The organism is Streptomyces sp. NBC_00989, assembly GCF_045162655.1.
Lineage (GTDB): Bacteria > Actinomycetota > Actinomycetes > Streptomycetales > Streptomycetaceae > Streptomyces.
This window is the reverse complement of the sequence record NZ_CP108728.1, coordinates 733,085-747,295: the sequence shown is the minus strand read 5'-3', so window position 1 is coordinate 747,295 and position 14,211 is coordinate 733,085. Positions and strand designations below refer to the sequence as shown.

The following is a 14,211-nucleotide window of genomic DNA, read 5'->3' as shown; positions in this document are numbered from 1 at the left end:
CAACGCCCGTGTTGACAGGGGCCGTTCACGAGCGAGGGCGCAGGGAGCGGTAGAAGTCGAGGTGGCTGCGGGCCGCCGCGTCCCACGTGTGGCGGGCGGCGAGGGAACGTCCGGCGGCGGCGCGGGCCGGGTCCTCGGTCGTGAGGGCGTGGCCGAGTTTGCTGGCCAAGTCCACTGGTGTGGCGGCGAATTGAGCGGCCCCGCCGAACACCTCCCGCAGCACGGGCAGATCTCGTACGACCAACGGGACACCCGCCGCCAACGCCTCCATGGCCGCGAGACCGAAGCCCTCCTTGAGAGACGGGAACGCGAACGCGCCCGCCCCCGCTACCAGGGACGGCAGCCCGTCCTCGTCCACCTGCCCCAACACCACTGGTTCTACTGCGAGTTCGGCGGCCCGCGCCTCCCACCTCGCCCGGTAGTCGCGGTAGTCGAAGAGCGTCTCGCCGCCCGCGATCACCAGTCGGACGTCGGGACGGGCGGTACGCAGGAGGGCGTAGGCCTCCAGGAGGTCCAGTGAGCCCTTGCGGGGTTCGATGCCGCCGACGGCGAGGACGTACGGGCCGAGACGGGCACGCCAACTCGCCCGCGCGGCAGGGTCGGTGGCGGCGAAACGGTCGTACGCCACGCCGTTGGGGATGACCTGTGCCTCGATGCCCCAGCCGGCTGCCAGTTCACCGGCGACGGCTTCCGACACGCAGACGTGCGCGTACGGCTCGACGATCGCGCGCTCGTGGCAGGCGGCCAGTTCGGGGGTGGTGAAGTGGTCGAGGTGGTGGACCGTGCGGACGCAGCGGCCGGCCGCGTTGGCGCTGATGCAGTCCTGGGCGTGGACGACGTCGTAGGGCGTGGGGTCGAAGGCGGTGCGGAGGGTGGTGATGGAGCGCAGGATGCGTGCGCCGACGGTCTCCTCGGGCGGGCCGTCGGGGAACGGGACGATCTGGAGTCGTACCGCCGGGTTCACCGGGCGGAAGAAGCCCGCGTCGCCGCCCCGGCCCAGGGTCCACACCGTGACGTCCTCGCCCAGTGCCGCGAGGGCCTCCGCGAGGGCGAGGGTGTGGACGACCCCGCCGCGCGGCCTGGTGGAGTAGCTGAGCAGGGCGATCTTCACGTACGGGACTCCCGGTAGGCGTCGGGACGGCGTTCGTCGAGGTGGCGCAGGACGCGGCGGGCCCGGTCTGTTTCGGCGGCGACGTCGATCTCGGCGACGGCGAGACCGGCCTTGGACCAGGTGCGGGCGAGGATGTCGCCGCCGGGGCCGACCACCTTGGCCTGGCCGAGGAAGCGCATGCCGCCCATGGCTCCGGTCTGGTTGGAGGAGGCCAGCACGACCTGGTTCTCGGCGGCGCGGGACTGGTCGTAGAGGTCGAAGAGGCGGGCCTGGCGGTCCTGAGCCATGCGCGGGGCGCGGTTGGTGATGCTGGTGGGCCAGGCGGAGAGGCAGGCGAGGATCTCGGCGCCGTCCAGGGCCAGTGAGCGGGCCGACTCGGGGAAGGTCTTGTCGTAGTCGATGAGCATGCCCAGGCGGCCGACCGGGGTGTCGAAGGCGTCGAAGCGGTCCCCCGCCGTGTACGCGGCGACCTCGCCCGCCGGGAGGTGCACCTTGCGGTGCCGGCCCAGGATGCCGTCGCCACTGACGCACACGGCGGCGTTGTAGCGCTCGGTCCCGCCGTCCTCGCAATAGCCCACGCACACCACCATCTCGGCGGCCAGGCGGGCGACTTGGAGGATCAGCGGGTCGTCCGGCTTGAGGGCCGGGGGCAGGGTCTGGGGGTCGGGGTGGCGCAGGTCGGCGAGGTAGCCGCCGAGGGTGGCGTCGGGCAGCACCAGCAGTCCGGCGCCGTTGCCGCGGGCGTCGTCGATGAGTTTGGCGACGCGGGCCAGGTCGAACTCCAGGTCGCGGCCGAAGTGGGCGGCCGCGGCCGCGATCCGGATGGTGCTCATGCGGTGACTGCTCCCGGGGCTGGTCCATAGGTCTCGGGCCGCCGGTCGCGCAGGTGTCCCATCGACCGGCGGGCGGTCTCCAGGGCCTGTGCGACGTCGAGTTCGGCGACGGCGATGCCGGACGTCACGCCCGTGTCGGCGAGGATCTCGCCGCCCGGGTCGACGACCTTGGCACTCCCGACGAAGCGTAGCGACCCGAACGTGCCCGCCTGGTTCGCGGACAGCCACACGATCTGGTTCTCCAGCGCGCGGGCCCGGTCGAACAGGTCGAAACGCCGCTTCCAGCGGTCCTTCTCCAGGTCCGCGCTCGCGTTGGTCCGCGCGCCCGGCCACGCCGACACGCACACCCCGATCTCGGCGCCGTCCAGCGCCAGGGCCCGCGCCGACTCCGGGAACGCCTTGTCGTAGCAGATCATCATCCCGATCCGGCCGACCGGTGTGTCGAAGGCGTGGAAACGGTCACCGGACGCATAGCTCGCGTCCTCGCTGAGCGGCTGGTGGACCTTGCGGTGATTGCCGAGGACACCGTCGCCGGTGACGCAGACGACGCTGTTGTAGCGGGCGTCCCCGGCTGCCTCGCAGTAGCCCGCCACGACCGTCAACTCCCCGGCCAGCGCGGCCAGTCGGCGGATCTCCGGGCCGTCGAGGGCGAGCGCGGGCGGGCCTTCGTCCAGCTCGCTGTCGTCGTCCAGGCCGAGCAGATAGCCGCCCAGGCACGCCTCCGGGAGCGCGAGGAGCCGTACGCCCTGCTCCCCGGCCTCCTTGATCAGCCGCTCGGCGATCGCGAAGTCCTCTTCCAGGTCGCGGCCGAACTCGGCGGCCACGGCCGCCATCCGTAGCGTGCTCATGCCGTCCCCATTCCGGTCACCGCGGAGGCGACCGCCTCGGTGATCTCTCCGTCGGGCCAGCGCAGCCCGACCCCTTGCCCAACGGTCAACTCCCCGCACACGGCGCCCGTTGCGGGCCCGGCGGGCAGCGGAGGCGCGTGCGGCTCGTCGGCGGTGAGCATCGCGAACCCCGGGAAGCAGGTCAGCCAGTCGCCCATGGACGCGTCCGCCGGCCGGGGCACGGCGGCCACGTCGAGCACCGCCCCGCAGCCGCTCGCCTCGGCGAGCATCCCCAGCGTCCCGGCGATCCCGGCCATCGACACGTCCTTCGCGGCGGCCGGTCGCGCGGCCGCCACCGCCTTTGTCATGGTGCGCAGTTCGTCCGTACGACGACGGGTGGTCGAGTCCCACTGGCGGCCCCGGTAGCCCGCGCGCCAGCCGCCGCCGAGGTCGGCCGTGAGCCGTACGGCGTGTCCGGGGCGCCCTCCGCCGCCGGGCACCGGCCGGTCGGTGCGGCCGAGCGCGGTCACCGACAGGGCGGCAGGGACGCCGAGTTGGGTGTGACCGCCGAGCACCGGGACGCCGTAGGCCCGTGCCGCCTTGCTCAGTCCGGCGAGGACCAGTGCGGCGTGCGCCGCATCGCGCGCGCCCACCGCGTCCAGCAGCCCGACCGGTGAAGCACCCATCGCCGCAAGGTCGTTGACGTTCACCAGGACCGCGCACCAGCCCGCCCACTCCGGGTCCCGCTCGACCATCGACGGCACGATCGCGTCGCACGCGGCGATCACATCGGTGCCGGGGACGGGCGCGCCGTCGTCACCGACGAAGCCGGAGGGCGCGGGGAGTTCGGCGAGCAGTGGGCCCAACGCGGCCTTTGTGACCGCGACTTGGGCCGCTATCCGCGCGATGGGCCAGCGCATCAGGACGTGTGGTGTACCGGCGACCTCCGTGGCCCGTACCGACTGCCAGCCGAGACGCCGGAACAGCACCTCGTTGCGGGCCTGTACGGTCGCGTCGAACCGCAGGACACCCTCGGCCTCGGCCCGAGCGCAGGCCGCCCGGACCAGTGCCGCGCCGATTCCGTGGGGGCCGCGTGCCTGTGGGGCGACGACCAGCCGGCCGCCCTGCCACCAACCGAGGTCGGGACCGTCGTCGACCGGGCCCAATCGCACACCGCCGATGACCGTGCCGTCCGGGGTGCGGGCGATCAGCACGACGGTACGGGCGTCGGCGTCACGGTCGTCCAGGTCGTCGCCGGTGAAGAGCCCCTGCTCGTGGACGAAGGTCTCCGTGCGCAACCGTCGGTAGGCGGCCAACTCTGCTTTGTCGGCGGCCTGTTCGATGTGGAACGCGGGACGGCGGGCGAGTGTGCTCCGGTCGCCCAGCAGGGCCAGGATGTCGACCGGTCCGTCCGTCGCGAGGGGTGCCGTGGAGCCGTCGAGATACACGGCCATCACCCGCCCGCCGACTGAAGGACACTGCACGCACCGCACGCCGCGCAGCCCGCCTTCTGGTCGGCACCGCTCATCCCGGCGGCACGAAGTCTGGCCGCGACGCTCTCGGTGACGTACGTCAGGAGTGCGGCACTCGGTGCCGGGATGCCGTCCCGGGCGGCGAGCGTGCCGGCCATTGGGCGGAACGGGACGACGAACGGGTACACCCCCCGGTCGATCAACTCGCCCGCACCCGCGATGAGTTCGTCCGGGTCCTCGCCGAGTCCGACGAGGAGATACGTGGAGACGCGATTCGGTCCGAAGATCCGCACCGCCTCGTCCCACGCGGCCTCGTACTCGGCCATCGGGACCGTCGACTTGCCCGGCATCCAGCGCCCGCGCACCCCCTCGTCGAGGGACTCGACATGGATGCCGATCGTGGTGGCCCCGGCGTCGCGCAGCTCGCGGATCCAGGCGAGGTCGCCTGGCGGTTCGCACTGCACCTGGATGGGCAGGCCGGGCACCGCTTCGAGGACGGCGCGCACGGAGCGGACGAGATTGCGCGCGCCCCGGTCGGGTCCGGTCGTCGTGCCCGTGGTCATGACCATCTGCTTGACGCCGTCCAACCGCACCGCCGCTTCGGCGACTTCGGAGAGCTGCGCCGGTGTCTTGGCGGCGACCGTCGCGCCCGAGCGCAGGGACTCCTCGATGGTGCAGAAGCGGCAGCGGTCGGACTCGGCGTAGCGGATACAGGTCTGGACGACGGTGGTGGCGAGGACGTCGGCGCCGTGGAGGCGGGCGATGTGCTCGTACGGGGTGCCGTCGGCGGTGGTGAGGTCGTAGAACCTCGGGCGGCTCACGGCGGTCAACGCGAGCCCGGTGTCCGTGAGTCGGCCGTCCTCGTCGCCCAGCCACACCTTGCCGTCGCGGACGCGGTAGGGGCTGGCCGGGTTGGTGGGCAGTGCGGCGTTGGCACCGTCGACGAGGACGTGACCGTCGCCGCTCGGACCCGCGCCGTCGGGCCGCCGTACGGGGGCGTCCAACGCGACGCCGTGCAGGGCGAGTTCGGCGCGGGTCAGGATGCGCACATCCACCGCCGTACTCGTCGATTCGGTGCCAACGCTCACAGCGGCCCCCTTACAGCTGGTAGGTGGAGTTGATGATGGCGCCCTTGCGCGCGTAGTGGATCAGCGCGTCCTGGACGTCCAGCGGGTGGGTCGGGATGACGCCCTCGATGAGGTCCTCCTCGCGGGCCCCGTGCAGGGACAGACCGAAGCGGCAGCAGAACACCTTGCCTCCCTCCGCGATGAACGTCTTGAGCTGGTTGTTGATGTTGTGCTCGCCGGGGAACGCCGAGTTGCCGGTGGTCGGGAAGCCGCGCGTGGCAAGGCAGTTGAGGGAGCCGGGGCCGTAGAAGTAGATGGCCGTCTCGAAGCCCTTGCGCAGGGCGCGGGTCGCCTGGAGGACGGCGACGAAGGAGACCGACGACTCGTGGGCGATGCCGTGGACGAGCGTGAAGTACGTCTCGCCGTCCTCGGCCTTGTAGTCGGGGAACACCTTCGTCGCGCCGTAGATGCTGGTGCCGTCGGGGAGGGACGGGTGGGGGATCTCGTTGAGGGACTGCTGCTCGATCTCGCTGAGTTCGACGGTTTCGGACATGGCTGTCTCCTTGTGCGTACCGGACTTGAGAGGGGAGTCGGTCAGTCGTAGAGCGTGGCGAACGTGTCCCGGAAGACCAGGTCGCCGAGTTCGCCGCCGCCGGTCGCTTCGGCGAGGCGGGCATACTCGCCCGTGAAGTCGCCCCACGGCTGGTCGCTGGCGAAGAGCACCCGGTCGTGGCCGATACCGCGGCGCTCGATCTCCCGGGCCAGCCAGCGGGGAGTGAAACCGATGGCCCAGGAGAGGTCGGTGTAGACGTGCTTGCCGGCGGTGATCCAGTCGAAGAACCGGGAGCCGGCGAGCTTGATGTGGCCGCTCATCCCGCCGCCGAAGTGCACGAGATGGACGGGGACTCGGTCGGCGTACCAGTCGACCAGGTGGCCGACCTCGTCGATGTCGGAGGCGGCGCCGGGGGAGGTGTGGACGTGGACCACCAGCCCGTGCCGGGCGGCCTCGGCGAAGATACGGTCCAGGTGCGGGCGGCAGGCCGGGTCGGTCGGACGCCCGCCGAGCAGGAAGCTCAGCTTGAGCGCCTTCACGCCCCGCTCACCCGCCAACTCCAGCGCCCGCGCGGTGCGTTGCTCGTCCTCGGGGCGGGGTGAGACCCACAGTCCGGCCCGGATGCGGTCGTCGGTCTGGGCGGCCTCGATCGCCAGCTCGTTGAAGGAGAAGGCGATCGCGGGGTCCGGGACGCCGTAGTTCGGGATGACCAGGGCACGTTCGGTGCCCTCCGCGTCCAGGTCGGCGATGAGTTGCTTCACGGTGGCGCGGGCGGTGGTGTCGGGGTTGACCGGCGGCCCGCCGTAGAAGGGATAGGCGGGGAGGACGCCGATGTGGCGGTGTGCGTCGTAGACCATGTGTGTCGTCCCGTTCCTCGTCCTCTTCGTCTCCTCTTTCCTCCGCCTCAGCCGATCGGGAGGGCGGAGGCGAGTTCGGTGGGGGCGCCGGTGAGGGCGCCGCAGACGTCGGCCAGGCGGCGGGAGGCCTCGATGTGGTTCGCCAGGAACTCCGCGTCCCTGCCCACCGCTTCGAAGCGTCCCGAACCCCACGAGTGCTGCCAGGGCAGGCCCAGGAAGTACAGGCCGGGGACGCTGGTCGCGCCGCGCCAGTGCATCGGGTAGCCGCGGCCGTCGAACACCGGTGCCTCGATCCAGCGGTGGTCGCGGCGGAACCCGGTCGACCAGACGACGGAGGTGATGTCGGCCTGCGCCAGGTCGAGTTCGCGCGGCTGGTCGTCCGGCTCCCACACGGGTACGTAGCGGGGCTCGTCCGGTGCCGCGATGCCCCGGGCGGTGATGTGGGTGTCGATGGCGTCCTTGATGCCCTCGGCCACGGCGTCCGCGTGGTCGAGGTTCACCTTGAGATCGTCGGCGAACTCCACTGCCGTACCGCCGACTTCAGTGAGCCGGCCGTACAGTCGCATACCGTCGCGGGCGAAGACGCGCAGGTCGATGTCGCGGCCTCCGTCGCGTCCGGTGACGTAGTGGTTGACGCGCATCCGGACCGCGCCGGCGTCGTCGAAGTCGTCGATGTTCTTCGCGTAGTGGCCCATCTCGTCGAGCCACGCCACGCAGTCACGGCCGCGGTAGAAGCGGGCGACGCGCGGCGCGCTGCCGACGGCGAGGTGCACCTGTCGTCCGGCGAGGTGCAGGTCCTCGGCTATCTGGCAGCCGGACTGGCCGGTGCCGACCACCAGGACGGCGCCCGGCGGGAGTTGGGCGGCGTTGCGGTAGCGGGAGGAGTGGACCTGCGTGACCGAGTCGGGCAGCCGCTGGGCCATCGGTGGGAGGGAGGGGCTGTGGTAGGGGCCAGTCGCGATCACCACCTGGTCGGCGGTGAAGTCCCCCTCGGTGGTGGCGAGTTCGAAGACTCCGCTCGGGGAGCGGCGCAGCCGGGTGACCGTCACGCCCTCGACCAGCGGGGGCCGGAAGTGGGCGACGTAGCCCTCCAGGTACCGCACGATGTCGTCGCGGACCATGAAGCCGTCGGGGTCGTCGCCTCGATAGGGGTAACCGGGCAGCCTGCACTGCCAGTTGGGGGTCACCAGGCAGAAGGAGTCCCAGCGGCGCTCGCGCCACTCGTGTCCGACCCGGTGGGCCTCGACGACGACGTGGTGGATTCCGCGTTCGCGCAGCTCGTGGCTGACGGAGAGGCCCGCCTGGCCACCACCGACCACGGCCACCGGGAAGTGCGCGCCGGCCAGGCGTACAGCCGGACTCATCGCGGACTCCCGTCGGCGCCGAGGAGCGACTCGACCGTGACCTTGGCGCCGCCGACGTCGCCGTATGCGGCCGCCGTCCGTTCTATGCGCGCCAGTTGGTCGGAGGCGCCGGTGCAGTAGAAGCCGAACTTCTCCCTCACCCGCTCCCCGGCGATACCGAGCGCCGTACGACTGCGCTCGACGAATTCGGCGAGCTCGTATTCACCGCCCGGCGTGAAGTAGTCCTCGACTATCGTGGAGGGTGAATAACAGCGCTGGGTCAGACCGTCGGGCCAGCGCACATCGAAATACATCTCGGGCATGACATCCTCCATGCCGCGCGCCGAGGTCTTGCCACCTCGCCGCTCTCCATGGCGACAAATTTCAGCCCTGTGGATTTCCGAACGAAGTCATCGGGAACAAAGGGGAGTTGCGAAAACCTCACCGTTGCCGCAGAGGCAAAAAGGCTATTCGGTGAGCCTGGTTGCCGCTTCCATGGACGGCCACCGTGCGAGCGAGATCATCGCCAGCACGCGGTGGATCAGATAGCCGGCCAGCGGGAGTTCGGCGAAGACCGCGAGGGCCGCGGCGGACCAGACGTCCGAGGTTCCGAAGGCCAGGGACACGTCGAACCACGCGTCGCAGATCAACAGCGCCGCCGAGACGGAGGCCGCCACGATGACCGCCCGGTGCCGCCGCCAGCCGAGCAGCGCGGTGGCCGCCATGGAGAGCACCAGCAGGACGTCGAACCCGACCCATGTCGTCCGCCACTGGTGGACCTCGTAGGCGGAGGGCAACGTCAGCGCCAGCAGGACCGTCCAGGGGACGAGTCCTACGGCGCACACGGTGAGCAGTTCCAGGGTGTGGCGCCGGTGCCGCCGTACCCGATCCAGCACGTCGGGTGTCGGAGTCGGATACTCCGTTCCCTGGCGTATGTCGGCCTTCGGCGCGTCGTTCACCTTGACTGCTCCGTTCTCACGCGTCCGCTGATGATCCAGTGCTGACAGGTTGAACACCGTTCTCGCGCGCTCTCTTCCTGAGGTCCGCGTGTCCGGATTCCAGGCTTCCGGATCCCGTCAAAACGGATGGATCGCTCCGATAGCGGTGAAAGTGGGCGGCGGGCTAAACTCGCGCAACCTACGACGCTGGAAAGGTCCGGCATGCGACGGTGGGCCGAATTCGTTCTGCGTCATCGCAAAGCGGTGGTGGCGTTCTGGGGCCTGGTGCTGGTCGCCGGCATCCTGCTGGCCGGTCGTACCACGGACCGGCTGACGATCGACTTCTCCCTGCCCGGCCAGCCCGGCACCGTGACCGCGCACAAGATCGAGGACGCTTTCGGCAGCGGCGGCGACACCAATCCCTATCTGGTGGCGGTCACCCTTCCGGCAGGGCAGACGGTCACCGGTCACGAGTCGGACGTCGGGCGGGTCTTCACCGCCGTCGGCACCGCGGTACCGGGCGTGCGGGTGATCGACGAGGCGAACACCGGGGACAAGGCCTTCCGGACGAAGGACGACCGCACCGCCTACGCGCTGGTGTTCTACCGGTTCAACCCGTCACCCAGCCAGAAACCGCTGACCGATCCGATCCGCGCGGCGGCCGAGCAGGCCATGCCGACGGGCGCGGTGATCGGGGTGACCGGCGAGGACCCACTGGCCTCCGGCGGCGACGACGGCGGCGGACCCGGGGTGCTCGGCGAGACGCTCCTCGGCGCCGTCGGCGCACTCGCCGTCCTCGCCTTCGTGTTCGCCTCCTTCCTGGCCCTGCTGCCCCTGCTCGTGGCCGCGGTGTCGATCCTCGCGACCTTCGTGATGCTGCTGCCGCTCACCTATGCCACCGACGTGTCGTTCATCGTGCAGTTCCTGGTCGCCCTGATCGGCCTGGGCGTGGCGATCGACTACTCGCTGCTGTTCGTCACCCGCTGGCGCGAGGAACGCGACCGCGGCCGGGACAACCACGAGGCGGTCGTGGTCGCGATGCAGCACGCGGGGCACGCGATCGTGTTCAGCGGGGTCACGGTGGCCATCGGCCTGCTCTCGCTGGTCGTCCTGCCCGTCCCGTTCCTGCGCAGCATGGGCTACGGCGGCGCGCTCATCCCGCTCGCGAGCGTCCTGACGACACTCACCCTGACCCCCGCGATCCTCGGCGGCATCGGGCCGAAGGTCGACTGGCCCAAGATCCGGCACGAGAACCGGGCGAGCCGCTTCTGGAGCCGCTGGACCGCCGCGGTCGTACGGCGCCGCTGGATCGCGGCCGCCGCGGCCCTGGCCGCGCTCGCGGCCCTCGTCGGCGTCTTCCTCGGCATCAAGATCGGCCTCGCTTCCTCCGACTCGCTGGCCAAGAACGGCCCTGCCTACGACACCTTGCAGACCCTGGAACGCGGCGGCGTCCCGACCGGCGCGCTGACCCCGATGGAGGTCCTGGTCAGCACCGACCAGGTGAAACCCGTCGCCGCGGAGCTGGCCAAGGTCGACGGCGTGACCAGCGTCCTCGTGCCGACCGGGCCCGCGGGCAACCGGGGCGGGCAGAGCATCGTCGTCGTCATCCCGGACACCGAGACGGTGAACTCGAAGAGCGTCGACGTGGTCAGACGGGTGAAGACCGCCACCGAGCACCTGCCCGGAGTCGTCGGTGTCGCCGGCGTCGGCGCGGCACAGATCGACTTCCTGCACGCCGTCTACGGCAACTTCCCGCTGATGCTCACGATCATCGCGCTGCTGACGTACGTCCTGCTCGTGCGCGCCTTCCGCTCGCTGCTGCTGCCGCTGAAGGCGGTGCTGCTCAATCTGATCTCGCTGGCGGCGACCCTGGGTCTGATGGTGCTGTTCTGGCAGGACGGCCATGGTTCGAACACGCTCTTCGGCATCGCCGCGACCGGGGCCGTCACGTTCTGGATCCCGATCATGATCTTCGCGTTCCTGTTCGGACTGTCCATGGACTACGAGGTGTTCATCCTCTCCCGCATCCGGGAGGAGTACGACGCAGGCCTCTCCACCGACGACGCGGTGGTCGAGGGCATCGGCCGCACCGGCCGACTCGTCACCAGCGCCGCACTCATCCTCTTCCTCGCCTTCGCCGCACTGGCCTCGGGACCGGGCACCGACCTCAAGACGCTGGCGACCGGCCTGGGCATCGGCATCCTGCTGGACGCGACCATCGTGCGGATGCTGCTCGTTCCCTCCCTCGTCTCCCTGTTCGGCGGCTGGAACTGGCACCTGCCCGCCTGGGCGGCCCGCCCGCTGCGCGTCCAGCCGTCCTCTCCGCACCCGGAACAGTCCACTCCCGATCCGACAACACCGGCGGACTAGCCGGGCGGCGGCCGGTGCGGACGTACGCGGCGAGGTGGTGGCCGGGGACGCGATCGGTATCGAGCAGATCACCGGCCGCTCGCTGCGGGAGTACCGGACGGCCATGGCCCTCTAACTCGCGTGCCTGGCCGACCGGTTGGGTGGTGGAACGGGCCGCTGAGCGCGTCAGGCCGACGTGCCCCGGGCGCGGAGCATCCGGCTCACCTCGTCCGACCGCTCCAGGAGCGTGAGGCGGACCACCGGCACCGCCTCACGGGAAGCCTCACGGGCCCGCTCGATGTACGTCGGGTCGATGCCGTGCAGCGGGAAGAGGCGGTGGGTGTAGCTCATCGCCAGGATCATGCCGCCCTGGTGCAGCTTCGGGACCGCCTCCAAGTAGCGCTCGGCGAAGGGCGCCAGCAGCGCGTCCTGGCCGGGGCGCCAGAAGGCCGCAGCGACCAGGCCCACCGAGTTGATGGGGACCGTACGGTCCACGACCAACTGCTGCCAGACCTCCGCCTTCGTGGCCGCGTCGGGCAGGGCGGCCCGTACGGTGAGGGCGCGGAGCCACGCGTCGGGGTCCGGGTCGCGCGTGAGCAGGCGCTCTGACTCCGCGGTGATGTCGCCGCCCAGTTCCGCCTCGCGGATGAGCGCGCGCCAGTGCAGGTCGACGTCGTCACCGGCCTGTTCGCGGAGCCAGGCGAGATCGTCGACTGTCGTCGCGGTACGGGCCAGCCCGCGCAGTGCGACCTGACGGCGGCCGGGGTCCCCGGCGAGGTCGCGGCAGGCCGCCGCCACCGCTGCCGAGAGGTCGTCGCGCTCGGCGGGCGGCGCCCAGAGTTCGGCCACGTTCGCGGCGAGGGTCAGATACGGCTCGATCACCGCGTCGGACGTCTCGGCCGCCAGGACCGAGGTGAGGCACCGCCCGGCCTCCGCCGCCGTGGCCTCGCCGGTCGTCAGCATGTCCCACACGGTGGCCGCGGCCACGCCCCGGGAGATGGCCGTCGGCAACTGCGCCGCCGTACGGAAGAGGGCGTCCCGGGTCGTGGGGTCCGGGCGGGTCGTCGCGAAGGTCAGGTCGTCGTCGTTGATCAGCAGGACGTCCGCGGCCGGCGGGAGGCCGGTGACGGTCGTGCGGGGCTCCGTCACCTCGACCCGTACCAGCGCCCTGCGTTCCAGCGCGTCGCCGTTCCTGGCGTACGCGCCCACCGCGAGGACCTGCGGACGGGGGGCGGCGGCGGCCACCAGGGTGACCGTGTCGCCGTCGCGCTCCAGGGTGAAGCGGTCGGTGCCCGCCGTCTCCAGCCAGGCCGTGCGCCAGGTGTCGAGGTCGCGGCCGCTGGCCTCGGACAGGGAGTCGATCAGGTCCTGGAGCGTGGTGTTGCCCCACGCGTGGCGGGCGAAGTAGGCGGCCATGCCGGTCCTGAAGTGGTCCTCGCCGACGTATGTCTTGAGCTGCTGGAGGACGGACGCGCCCTTGGGGTACGTGATGTTGTCGAAGATCGACGCGGCCTGGGCGACGTCGTGGATGGGCTGGTGGATCGGGTGCGAGGCGGGGCCCTGGTCGGACAGGTACGCGCTGATCTTGCCGATCATCAGATGGCTCGCCCACGCGTCGGTGTGCCGGGTGGCGCGCTCGGCCGCCCAGTGGCACGCGAACTCCGCGAACGCCTCGTTCAGCCAGAGATCGTCCCACCAGCGCATGGTGACGATGTTGCCGAACCACATGTGCGCCATCTCGTGCAGCAACACCCTTGCCAGCAGCCCGTGTTCGGCCGGGGTCGGCGCGGCCCGGCGCAGGAACGCGTCCGACCAGGTCACACAGCCGTAGTTCTCCATCGCCCCGCCGAACTCGGGCATGAACACCTGGTCGTAGCGGCGCTGCGGGAACGGCATCGCGAAGACATCGGCGTAGAAGGCGAGGCCCTGGCCGGTGAGGGTGAAGATCTCGTCGGCGTCGCGTTCGAGGACCTCGGCGAGTGAACTGCGGGAGTACAGGCCCAGGTTGTGGCCGTCGACCTCGCGGCGGACCTCGTGGAAGGGGCCCGCGTTGATGACCGTGTTGTACACGGACAGGGGCGGGGTGTCCGGGAAGGTCCAGCGGCGGGCCGCGTCCAGCTCCTCGACGTGCGCGTCGCCGGAGTTGCTGGTGACGGTCCAGGCGGACGGGGCCGTGACGGTGAAGGCGTGCGGGGCCTTGAGGTCGGGCTGGTCGAAGCAGGCCCAGACGAAGCGGGCCTCGTCCGGTTCGAAGCTCATCCACACGTACACCTCGCCGTCGGCGGGGTCCGTGGCCTTGTGGACGCCCTCGCCTGCGGTCGTGTCGGCCTGGACGCTCTCCACCCGCAGCACGTTGTGCTCGGCGAGGGCGGGGAGCCGGATCCGCCCGTCCTCGGCGGAGGCGAGTCCGACCCCGTTCAGCGTGGCGCTCAGCACCCGGGCCGCACAGTCCACGAAGGTCTCCGCGCCCGGTTCGCGACATGTGAACGCCACGGTGGAGACGGAGCGGACCTCCGGGCCGTCGGGCAGTGCGGTCAGATCGACGTCCACGTCGTACCGTTCGACCGCGATCAGTTCGGCCCGGCGCTCGGCTTCGGTGCGGGTCAGGCTTCGGATCCCCATGTGTCCTCCCTCGGCAGACAGCGGCCGTCAGCGTACGACGGGGATCGATGGGGAGTGCAGGGGTTTTCGGGTGGCCCTGACGTCGGCCACCGTCTTCTGCCGTGCGACGCCGGGCCACACGGAACGCCACGCCGGGCGCTCGTCCCCCTCCCGAGCGCCCGGCGTGTTCGAGGACGGGGTCGGTGGCGCGGCCGGTGCTCGTCCCCGCCCGGCCTCCGGATCGCGCCGCCGACCCCGTC

General features: G+C 71.2%; 12 protein-coding genes. 1 reads left to right on the top strand and 11 read right to left on the bottom strand.

Translation table 11 applies throughout. The features are described 5' to 3' along the window. Positions 1-25: 25 nt before the first annotated feature. From OG714_RS03375 to OG714_RS03330, 10 genes are all read right to left on the bottom strand, one after another. Positions 26-1,111 carry an MSMEG_0565 family glycosyltransferase gene (locus OG714_RS03375; RefSeq protein WP_406118398.1) on the bottom strand — a complete coding sequence of 362 codons (1,086 nt, stop codon included), beginning with the start codon at positions 1,109-1,111 and terminating at the stop codon, positions 26-28. After that, positions 1,108-1,944: a carbon-nitrogen hydrolase family protein gene (locus OG714_RS03370; protein ID WP_365302943.1), complete on the bottom strand. Its 837-nt coding sequence runs from the start codon at positions 1,942-1,944 to the stop codon at positions 1,108-1,110. Before OG714_RS03370 ends, OG714_RS03375 begins: the two co-directional genes overlap by 4 nt. After that, a complete protein-coding gene (locus OG714_RS03365; protein WP_406118397.1) occupies positions 1,941-2,792 on the bottom strand; it encodes a carbon-nitrogen hydrolase family protein in 852 nt (283 codons plus the stop codon). The genes OG714_RS03370 and OG714_RS03365 overlap by 4 nt, the downstream gene beginning before the upstream one ends. Next, positions 2,789-4,225: an MSMEG_0567/sll0787 family protein gene (locus tag OG714_RS03360; protein WP_406118396.1), complete on the bottom strand. Its 1,437-nt coding sequence runs from the start codon at positions 4,223-4,225 to the stop codon at positions 2,789-2,791. Before OG714_RS03360 ends, OG714_RS03365 begins: the two co-directional genes overlap by 4 nt. Beyond that, on the bottom strand, positions 4,225-5,331 hold the full coding sequence (locus OG714_RS03355; RefSeq protein ID WP_406118395.1) for an MSMEG_0568 family radical SAM protein: 1,107 nt from the start codon (positions 5,329-5,331) through the stop codon (positions 4,225-4,227). The genes OG714_RS03360 and OG714_RS03355 overlap by 1 nt, the downstream gene beginning before the upstream one ends. Positions 5,332-5,341: 10 nt before the next feature. Next, a complete protein-coding gene (locus tag OG714_RS03350; protein ID WP_033279770.1) occupies positions 5,342-5,863 on the bottom strand; it encodes an MSMEG_0572/Sll0783 family nitrogen starvation response protein in 522 nt (173 codons plus the stop codon). Positions 5,864-5,904: 41 nt separating this feature from the next. Further along, on the bottom strand, positions 5,905-6,720 hold the full coding sequence (locus tag OG714_RS03345; protein ID WP_406118394.1) for an amidohydrolase family protein: 816 nt from the start codon (positions 6,718-6,720) through the stop codon (positions 5,905-5,907). Between the two features lie 47 nt (positions 6,721-6,767). Continuing rightward, entirely contained in the window at positions 6,768-8,084 is a 1,317-nt protein-coding gene (locus OG714_RS03340; RefSeq protein ID WP_406118393.1) for an MSMEG_0569 family flavin-dependent oxidoreductase, read from the bottom strand. Continuing rightward, entirely contained in the window at positions 8,081-8,386 is a 306-nt protein-coding gene (locus tag OG714_RS03335) for an MSMEG_0570 family nitrogen starvation response protein (RefSeq protein ID WP_406118391.1), read from the bottom strand. The genes OG714_RS03340 and OG714_RS03335 overlap by 4 nt, the downstream gene beginning before the upstream one ends. A 144-nt stretch (positions 8,387-8,530) precedes the next feature. Then, a complete protein-coding gene (locus OG714_RS03330) occupies positions 8,531-9,022 on the bottom strand; it encodes a hypothetical protein (protein WP_406118390.1) in 492 nt (163 codons plus the stop codon). Between the two features lie 201 nt (positions 9,023-9,223). Between OG714_RS03330 and OG714_RS03325 the strand changes: the two genes are divergently transcribed. Continuing rightward, positions 9,224-11,371 (top strand): MMPL family transporter, encoded by a 2,148-nt coding sequence (locus OG714_RS03325; RefSeq protein ID WP_406118389.1) that lies wholly within the window; start codon positions 9,224-9,226, stop codon positions 11,369-11,371. A gap of 165 nt (positions 11,372-11,536) precedes the next feature. Here the strand turns inward: OG714_RS03325 and pepN are convergent, their stop codons facing one another. Continuing rightward, entirely contained in the window at positions 11,537-13,972 is a 2,436-nt protein-coding gene (pepN, locus tag OG714_RS03320) for an aminopeptidase N (RefSeq protein ID WP_406118387.1), read from the bottom strand. Positions 13,973-14,211 lie beyond the last annotated feature (239 nt).

Bases quoted from the DNA above. Each gene is read 5' to 3' on its own strand.
- OG714_RS03370 (WP_365302943.1), bottom strand. From the start codon at position 1,944: ATGAGCACCATCCGGATCGCGGCCGCGGCCGCCCACTTCGGCCGCGAC.
- OG714_RS03360 (WP_406118396.1), bottom strand. From the start codon at position 4,225: ATGGCCGTGTATCTCGACGGCTCCACGGCACCCCTCGCGACGGACGGA.
- OG714_RS03350 (WP_033279770.1), bottom strand. From the start codon at position 5,863: ATGTCCGAAACCGTCGAACTCAGCGAGATCGAGCAGCAGTCCCTCAAC.
- OG714_RS03340 (WP_406118393.1), bottom strand. From the start codon at position 8,084: ATGAGTCCGGCTGTACGCCTGGCCGGCGCGCACTTCCCGGTGGCCGTG.
- OG714_RS03335 (WP_406118391.1), bottom strand. From the start codon at position 8,386: ATGCCCGAGATGTATTTCGATGTGCGCTGGCCCGACGGTCTGACCCAG.
- OG714_RS03345 (WP_406118394.1), bottom strand. From the start codon at position 6,720: ATGGTCTACGACGCACACCGCCACATCGGCGTCCTCCCCGCCTATCCC.
- OG714_RS03325 (WP_406118389.1), top strand. From the start codon at position 9,224: ATGCGACGGTGGGCCGAATTCGTTCTGCGTCATCGCAAAGCGGTGGTG.
- OG714_RS03365 (WP_406118397.1), bottom strand. From the start codon at position 2,792: ATGAGCACGCTACGGATGGCGGCCGTGGCCGCCGAGTTCGGCCGCGAC.
- pepN (WP_406118387.1), bottom strand. From the start codon at position 13,972: ATGGGGATCCGAAGCCTGACCCGCACCGAAGCCGAGCGCCGGGCCGAA.